This is a genomic window from Phenylobacterium sp., assembly GCF_031412415.1.
Taxonomy (GTDB): domain Bacteria; phylum Pseudomonadota; class Alphaproteobacteria; order Caulobacterales; family Caulobacteraceae; genus Phenylobacterium.
This window is the reverse complement of the sequence record NZ_JANOCX010000209.1, coordinates 1-7,724: the sequence shown is the minus strand read 5'-3', so window position 1 is coordinate 7,724 and position 7,724 is coordinate 1. Positions and strand designations below refer to the sequence as shown.

At 68.9% G+C, this 7,724-nt stretch carries 8 protein-coding genes; 4 read left to right on the top strand and 4 right to left on the bottom strand.

The features are described 5' to 3' along the window. Positions 1 to 112 precede the first annotated feature (112 nt). Entirely contained in the window at positions 113 to 568 is a 456-nt protein-coding gene (gene smpB / locus RMO04_RS10220; RefSeq protein WP_405041488.1) for an SsrA-binding protein SmpB, read from the bottom strand. After that, a complete protein-coding gene (gene dapA, locus RMO04_RS10215) occupies positions 568 to 1,452 on the bottom strand; it encodes a 4-hydroxy-tetrahydrodipicolinate synthase (RefSeq protein WP_309644675.1) in 885 nt (294 codons plus the stop codon). Before dapA ends, smpB begins: the two co-directional genes overlap by 1 nt. Before the next feature lie 119 nt (positions 1,453 to 1,571). Between dapA and RMO04_RS10210 the strand changes: the two genes are divergently transcribed. After that, positions 1,572 to 3,707, top strand: a complete 2,136-nt coding sequence (locus RMO04_RS10210) for a lytic transglycosylase domain-containing protein (protein ID WP_309644674.1) — start codon at positions 1,572 to 1,574, stop codon at positions 3,705 to 3,707. Between the two features lie 2 nt (positions 3,708 to 3,709). On the opposite strand, the gene RMO04_RS10205 is transcribed toward RMO04_RS10210, so the two are convergent. Next, a complete protein-coding gene (locus RMO04_RS10205; protein WP_405041487.1) occupies positions 3,710 to 4,339 on the bottom strand; it encodes a TetR/AcrR family transcriptional regulator in 630 nt (209 codons plus the stop codon). Positions 4,340 to 4,534: 195 nt separating this feature from the next. Between RMO04_RS10205 and RMO04_RS10200 the strand changes: the two genes are divergently transcribed. The 3 genes from RMO04_RS10200 to RMO04_RS10190 are packed head-to-tail and all read left to right on the top strand — an operon-like array spanning position 4,535 to position 6,491. After that, a complete protein-coding gene (locus RMO04_RS10200) occupies positions 4,535 to 4,756 on the top strand; it encodes a hypothetical protein (RefSeq protein ID WP_309644673.1) in 222 nt (73 codons plus the stop codon). Positions 4,757 to 4,803: 47 nt separating this feature from the next. Continuing rightward, a complete protein-coding gene (locus RMO04_RS10195) occupies positions 4,804 to 5,706 on the top strand; it encodes a class I SAM-dependent methyltransferase (protein WP_309644672.1) in 903 nt (300 codons plus the stop codon). Next, entirely contained in the window at positions 5,703 to 6,491 is a 789-nt protein-coding gene (locus RMO04_RS10190) for an RNA methyltransferase (RefSeq protein ID WP_309644671.1), read from the top strand. The genes RMO04_RS10195 and RMO04_RS10190 overlap by 4 nt, the downstream gene beginning before the upstream one ends. On the opposite strand, the gene RMO04_RS10185 is transcribed toward RMO04_RS10190, so the two are convergent. Beyond that, positions 6,488 to 7,724, bottom strand: a 1,237-nt coding sequence (locus RMO04_RS10185; RefSeq protein WP_309644670.1) for an ATP-dependent helicase C-terminal domain-containing protein, incomplete at its 5' end; no start/stop codon positions are given. The two genes, RMO04_RS10190 and RMO04_RS10185, sit on opposite strands and share 4 nt — an antisense overlap.

The window sequence follows — 7,724 nt, the reverse complement described above, 5'->3', positions numbered from 1 at the left end:
TTGGCGCGGCGGATCGTGCCGGGCTCCAGGCCCACCAGCCAGCCGTCGATCTCGACGGCCTTGCGCGGCGCGACCGCCGAAAGGGTCGCGCGTTCGATGGCCTCGACGTCCACTAGCCCTTGTCGCGCATGAGCCGCGCCTTGTCGCGAGCCCAGTCCCGCTCGGCCGTGGCTTCGCGCTTGTCGTGGTTCTTCTTGCCCTTGGCGAGCGCGATCTCGAGCTTCGCCAGCCCCTTCTCGTTCCAATAGAGCTTGGTCGGGATGAGGGTGCGGCCCTCCCGCTGGACAGCGCCGATGAGCTTGTCGAGCTGCTTACGATGCAACAGCAGCTTCCGGTGGCGTCGGGGCTCGTGGTTGAAGCGGTTGGCCTGGGCGAAGGGCGGGATGTCGGCGTTGATCAGCACTATGTCCTTGCCCTCCACCGAAGCGTAGGACTCCGCGATATTCGCCCGGCCGATGCGCAGGGACTTCACCTCCGAGCCGGTCAGCATGATGCCGGCCTCGAAGGTCTCTTCCAGGAAGTAGTCGTACCGCGCGCGGCGGTTCTCGGCGATCATCTTGCCCGCCATCAGATGACGCCGGCTTCCCGCATCCCGGCCAGCACCTCGGCCTGCGAGGCGTCGGAGGCCGGCGCGATCGGCAGGCGCGCGAACGCCTCGCAGAGCCCCAGGTGACCCAGAGCGAACTTGGTCGGCGCCGGCGAGGAGTCGGAGAACAGCGACTTGTGCAGGCGGAAGAGGCGATCCTGCCAGTAGAGCGCCGTCTTCCAATCGTCGCTCATGGCGGCGTTGTAGAAGGTGGCGCAAAGGTCCGGCGCCACGTTGGAGGTCACCGAGATGCAGCCATGGCCGCCGTGGGCCATGTAGCCCAGCGCCGTCAGGTCGTCGCCCGACAGCATCACCCAGTCCTCGCCGCACAGCAGGCGCTGCATGGTGGCCCGCGCCATGTCGCCGGTCGCATCCTTGATGCCCACGATGTTCGGCAGCTTGGCGAGCCGCCCAAGCGTGACGTCGGAGATGTCGACGCTGGTTCGGCCGGGCACGTTGTAGACCAGGACGGGAAGCTGAACGGCCTCATTGATCGCCGCGTAGTGGGCGTAGAGGCCCTCTTGGCTGGGGCGATTGTAGTAGGGCGTGACCACCAGGGCCGCGTCGGCGCCGACGGTCTTGGCGTGACGGACCAGTTCGATGGCCTCGGCGGTGGAGTTGGACCCCGCCCCCGCGATCACCGGCACGCGGCCGGCGGCGACCTTCACGCACAGCTCCACGACCCGACGATGCTCGTCGTGGCTGAGAGTGGCGGTCTCGCCGGTGGTGCCGACGGGCACCAGGCCGTGGACGCCGCCGACGATCTGACGCTCGACGAGGGCCACGAAGGCCTGTTCGTCCAGGCCGCCGTCCCGGAACGGCGTCACCAGGGCCGGCATGACGCCTTTGAACAAAGGTTCTGACATGGTCTGCAAAAAGCCGTGAAAGCGAGGCCTGTTAATAGCGGCCTCAAGATTTGGCCGGACAATATGGCGGGCGCCCCCCGCGCCGCAACATATCTATCGAGAGACCGGAGTTCGTCGACTTGCCTATCAAGGCCCGCAAAGCGTTCCTGACCGCCACGGCCGCGATCCTCGTGACGAGCGTCGCCCAAGCCCAGCCCGCGCCCCCGCACCAGGTCTATGAAGGCCCGCCGCGTCCGATCGAGCTGACGCAGACACCCCGGACCGCCTATCGCCAACCTCTGTCCGACGCCGACGCGAGCGCGCTGCGCAGCGCCTTGGACGCCGCCAGGCGGGCCGATGTGACCGGCGCGCGCTCCGCCATAGGCATGATCGGCGATCCGATCGCCAAGAAGATCGCCACCTGGGCCCTCGTCGACGCGGCCGCCGAGTCGCTGTCGTTTTTCGAGGTGGACCAGGCGCGCCGAGACCTGGCCGGCTGGCCGCGCGGCCAGCGCCGGCTGCAGGGCTCGGAGAAGCTGCTGGAGACCTCGGGCCAGAGTCCGCAGCGAATCATCGAGTGGTTCGGCGGCGGAGAACCGCAAACCGCCGAGGGCGCGATGGCGCTGGCTTCGGCGTACCAGGCGACCGGCAAGCCCCGGGAAGCCGCCGAGCTGGTCCGCGGCTTCTGGCGCAACAGGATTTTCGAGGTTGGACCGCAACGGACCATGCTGGCGCGTTTCGGCGCGGTCCTGACCCCTGAAGACCACATCCGCCGCGCCGACATCGTGCTGTACGGCTCGCAAGGTCCAGCGGCGCGCGAGCTGCTGCCGCTACTGCCGCCCGAACACCAGGCTTTGGTCCAGGCGCGCATGGCGTTCCGCGCGGGGTCGTCGAACGCCAACGACCTGGCCACCGCCCTGCCCCCGCAGTTCGCCAACCATCCGGGCCTGGCCTTTGAGCGCGCGAGCTTCTACCGCAAGCGCAATCTGGAAACCTTGGCCCTGGCCCAGGTGCGCTACTTCCCGACCGAGGCGCCACATGCCGAAATGGCCGACCGGATCTGGGACGAACGCTATCGCCTGGTCCTGTTCGCCCTGCGCAATGGGGACGCGCAAGGCGCCTATGCCGCCGCGGCCAACAGCGGCCTGACCTCGGGCGGCGACGCTGCGGACGCGGAGTTCTACGCCGGGTGGCTGGCGCTCAATCGCCTGCGCAACCCCACCCAGGCCGACATCCATTTCGCCAACCTGGAACGGATCGGATCCTCGCCGATCACCCGCGGACGGGCGCTCTATTGGCGCGGCCGCGCGGCGGAGGCGGCCGGCGATAAGGCCAAGGCCGACGGCTTCTACACAGCCGCGGCGCGACACAACACGACGTTCTATGGCCTGCTGGCCGGCGAGAAGATCGGCGATGGCCGCCTTGTCCTTGGCCAGGATCCCCAGGTCACCCAGGCCGACCGCGCCCGCTTCGAGGCCCGCGACTCGGTGCGCGCCGCGCGGCTGCTGAACGAGCTGGGCGACCGCGACCGCTTCCGGGCCTTTGTCCTGGCGCTGGACGATGTCCTGCCGACGGTCGAGGAACAGGCCCTTCTGGTCGACCTCGCGCGCGGCTATGGCGACCAGGACACCTCGATGAAGGTCGTCCGTACGGCGGCCCAGCGAGGCTTCACCCTGCCCGGCCGCGGCTATCCCGTGCGCACCCCGCCACAAGTGATGGGCGCGCCGGAGCCGGCTCTGACCTTGGGCATAACCCGCCAGGAAAGCGGCTTCGACCCCCTGGTGCGTTCGGGGGTCGGCGCGCGCGGGATGATGCAGCTCATGCCGGCCACGGCGGCGATCACCGCGCGCAAGGCGGGGCTGAGCTATGCGCCGAACATGCTGGATGAGCCTGACTACAACATGCAACTAGGCCAGTCGTATCTGGGCGAGATGATTGGCACGTTCTCCGGGTCCTATCCCATGGCGATCGCGGCCTACAACGCCGGCCCCGGACGCCCCAGGCAATGGACGGCGTTCTGCGGCGACCCACGCGGCGGCGCCACCGACCCGATCGACTTCATCGAGTGCATCCCGTTCTCGGAGACGCGCAATTACGTGATGCGGGTGATGGAGGGCATGCAGGTCTACCGCGCCAAGCTCAATGGCGGCAGCGCCCCGATCACGCTCTCGGCCGACTTGCGACGCGGCGCCTACGGGACCTATGCGGGTCCTACCCAGACCTCGCCGACGTCCCTGCCCTTGGGCGGCAGCAGCGCGCCGAGCCCCAATCCGTAGACCTAGTCGGCCACCAGGCCGTGCATCAGCCCGTCGACCGTCACCGCGATGAGTTCGTCGGTCGGCGCCCATTCGAAGTTCGGCCGGGTGATCGTCAGGGTGACGACGCCGTGGCACGAAGCCCATAGGGCCTGGGCGGCCGAATCGGCGGTGCCGGTGCGCAGCCGGCCATCAGCGGCGATCTCGCGAACCACGCCCGAGAAGATGTCATAGCAGCGGGCGCCCATGTCCGCGGTGCCCTCAGCCCAGATCGCCGAACTCGAGCGAGCGCCATTGAACACCAGCTCATAGGCGTTGGGATGCTCCAACCCCCAGCGCATGTAGCTCTCCAGCATCAGCTTGACCCGGGTGGCGGCGTCCACCGGCTTGGCCGCGATAGCGCTGTTGCGTTCCAGGAGTTGGCCGATGGTCCGCTCGCAGATCTCGAGCAGGATGCAGCTCTTGTCGGGGAAGTGCATGTAGAGCGCGGTCGAGGAAACTCCCACCTCGTCGGCGATCTTGCGGATCGTGGCGCCCTCATAGCCCTCGGCGATGAAGATGCGCTCCGCGGCCTCTAGAATCTCCGCCCGGCGAAGATGGCCATCGCCCTTCGGCTTGCGGGCCGAGCGTCTCGTGGTCACTGCCGTGGTCACGGGAATCCTTCCGACGTCTGAATACGCAGCGGAAACCAAAACCACGACCGTGGCAAGTCCGCCGCCGGAAAGTGAGGCATTTCCGAGACTAAGGCCACAGCGCAGATTCACGCCCGCCGACGATGCGCGGCTTGACGGAACCTGAAGAGGGGGCGCCAACTTTCCTCACGGATGTCCCAAGGATTGGAAGCCACCATGAAACTGCCGGACGACCAACTGCAACGCCTGGCCCTGCATAGCGCCTTCGGCCTCCACCTCATCGCCAAGTGGATGGCCGGCCGGACCGACGTGGAGCCCGAGATCCGCGACCGCCTCAGTGTGCATATCGCGGCCCTGGAGGGTGTCTTCGCCGCCAACGGCCATGACTGGATCAAGGAAGAGATCGAGAGCACCGAGGCCGCGCTCCAGTCTCACTAGGTCCCCAAGGCTGGACGACCGGGCGGCCGAGAGGTTAGTGCGGGTTGATGAGCAAGCTCGCCCCCGTCGTCGCCGAGGCTCCCGGCGTCATGCGCACCACCGGCTGGGGCGACTACGCGCTGCTGGACAGCGGTGACGGGCGCAAGCTCGAGCGATATGGGCCCTACGCCGTGGTCCGCCCCGAGCCACAGGCCCTGTGGGCCCAAAGCCTGCCGCGCGAGACCTGGGACAAGGCCGATGCGGTTTTCGATCCCAGCGATGAAGAGGACGCTGGCCGTTGGCGTTTCCAGGGCAAACCCCGCGAGAGCTGGCCCATGAGCTGGGGTCAGGCGCGGTTCCAGGCCCGTTTCACCGCGTTCCGGCACCTGGCCTTCTTCCCCGAACAGGCGGCCAACTGGGCTTGGCTAGATCAGCGGATCCGCGCCACCAGCGGTCAGCCGAAGGTCTTGAACCTGTTCGGATATACCGGGGTGGCAAGCCTGGTCTGCGCGGCGGCCGGCGCGGCCGTCACCCATGTAGACGCCTCGAAGAAGGCCATCGGCTGGGCGCGCGAGAACGCGGCCCTGTCGGGACTGGAGGACCGGCCGATCCGCTGGATCTGCGAGGACGCGCGTCGCTACGTCCAGCGCGAGGTGCGCCGGGGCTCGCGCTATGACGGCATCATCCTGGATCCGCCGAAATACGGGCGCGGCCCGGACGGCGAGGTCTGGCGCCTGTTTGAGAACCTGCCTGAACTTTCGACCCTATGCGCCGAACTTCTTTCGGAAAATGCGTCCTTCCTGCTGCTCAACGCCTATGCCGAGCGGATTTCCGGCGCGGCCCTGGCCGGATTGTTGGCCGACAAGCTGGGCGAGCGGGGCGGCAAGATCGAGTGGGGCGAGCTCGCCCTGGTTCAAGACGGCGGGGCACGCCAGGTGGGCATGAGTTTCTATGCACGGTGGGCGTCATGACCGATCGGGCCGTCACGTCCCTGACCAACCCGACCGTCAAGGCGGTTCGCGGCCTGCACCAGCGTAAGCAACGCGACGCCAGCGGCCTGTTCGTGGCCGAGGGCCTGAAGATCGTCACCGAGGCGGTCGAGCTGGGCCACGCGCCGCGAATCCTTCTGTACGGTCAGGAGGCCCAGGGCCATCCCCTGCTCCGCCAGGCCGCCGCCGCGGCCAAGTCGGCGGGCGGCGAGGTGATCGAGGTCACCCAGGAAATCCTCGCCAAGGTGTCGCGGCGCGACAACCCGCAGGCGGTGGTCGGAGTCTTCGCCCAGGCCTTCACTCGGCTCGACGACCTCAAGCCCGAGGCGGCGACCTGCTTCGTGGGCCTGCACCGCGTCCGCGATCCCGGAAATCTGGGGACCATCGTGCGCACCGCCGACGCGGCCGGTTGCGGCGCGGTGATCCTGGTGGGCGAATGCTGCGACCCGTTCTCGGTGGAGGCCGTCCGCGCCACGATGGGATCGATCTTCGCCGTGCCGATCGTCAAGGCCGGCGAGTCCCAGTTCGCCGCCTGGCGCGCATCTTGGCCAGGCTCTGTCGTGGGTACGCTTTTGACGGCTGAAGTCGATCATCGACAAGCGACTTACGCCAAGCCGGCCCTGGTCTTGATGGGCAACGAGCAGCAGGGTCTTACGCCCGAGATGGCCGCGCTGTGCGACGTCAACGTGAAGATCCCCATGCGTGGCCGCGCCGACAGCCTAAACCTTTCGGTGGCCACGGGCATCATGATCTACGCGGCGACCTAGGTCCCCCGCGGCTTGGCCCGCGCCGTGGGCGCGGCGTTGGCCGGGTCCTCGGGCCAGACATGCTTGGGATAGCGCCCGCGCATGTCAGCGCGCACGTCCTTCCATGAGCCCCGCCACAAGCCCGGAAGATCCTTGGTCATCTGGACCGGACGATGACCGGGCGACAGGAGTGAAAGGGTGATGGGCTCACCGCCGACGGTCGGGTGCACGGCGAGGCCGAACACCTCCTGTACCCGCACATCCACGCGCGGTCCGCCCTCGGCGGCATAGTCTATGGCGAAGCTGTTCCCGGTGGGCGCGGTCCAACGGGTCGGCGCGGCCGCCTCGAGTCGGCGCTGGAGGTCCCAAGGAATCAGGGCCCGGACGGCGCCGTCCAGGGCGTCGGCCTTGAGGGCGGCGAGCGAGCGAACGCTGCTCAACATCGGCGTCAGCCAGTCGTCCAGCCGTGGGATGAGGGCGGCGTCTGACAGATCGGGCCAGGGCTCACCCTCCCGCGTTCGCAGGTAGGCCGCGCGGCGGCGGAGGGCGGAGGTCGCCTCGCCCCAGGGCAAGGCGGATAGTCCTTCGCGGCGAACGCGGTCGGCCAGGGCGGCGGCGATCAAGGCCGGGTCGGGCCTTTCGTCGATCTCTTCCCGGATCGCCAATCGACCCAGCCGCACGATCCGCTTGGCGCGCAACCTCCCCCCTCCGCTCTCCTCCAGTCGGGTCTCGGACTCCAACTGGCCGGCGAAGGCCTTGACGAGTTGCGCCTCATCCAGGGGCGCGGCCAGCAGGATGCGGTCGCGCCGCTCGCCGCCGCCCAGTTCGGCCACCACCAGCCAGGTTTCGCGCGCCAGGGCGTCGGTGGGTTCCACGAAGGCTCCACGGCCGCTGACCAGCTGGAACTCGCCCGATCCCCCCCGCGCCTTGGCGATGCGCTCGGGATAGGCGAAGGCCAGCAGCAAGCCATCGTCCAGGCTTGCCCCAGCGCCGGCCCTACCGGCCAGGGCCGCCCAGCGATCGGCCAGGCTGCGCGCGTCGCGGGCGCGAGGCGACCGGTCGCGTTCGAAGCTCTCCAGCCGGTGGCGCAGATCGGCGTCTCGACCGCCCAGGCCGCGCTCGCTGAGCAGGGCGGCGACGCGCGCGGCGCGCGCGCCCAGCCCGCGCGCCAGGGCCGTGAGGGTCATGGGGGCCCGGCGCGGCCCGGGGGGCAAAGCCGCCCCCGCAGGGCCCAGCGCCGTCAGCACCCCAACG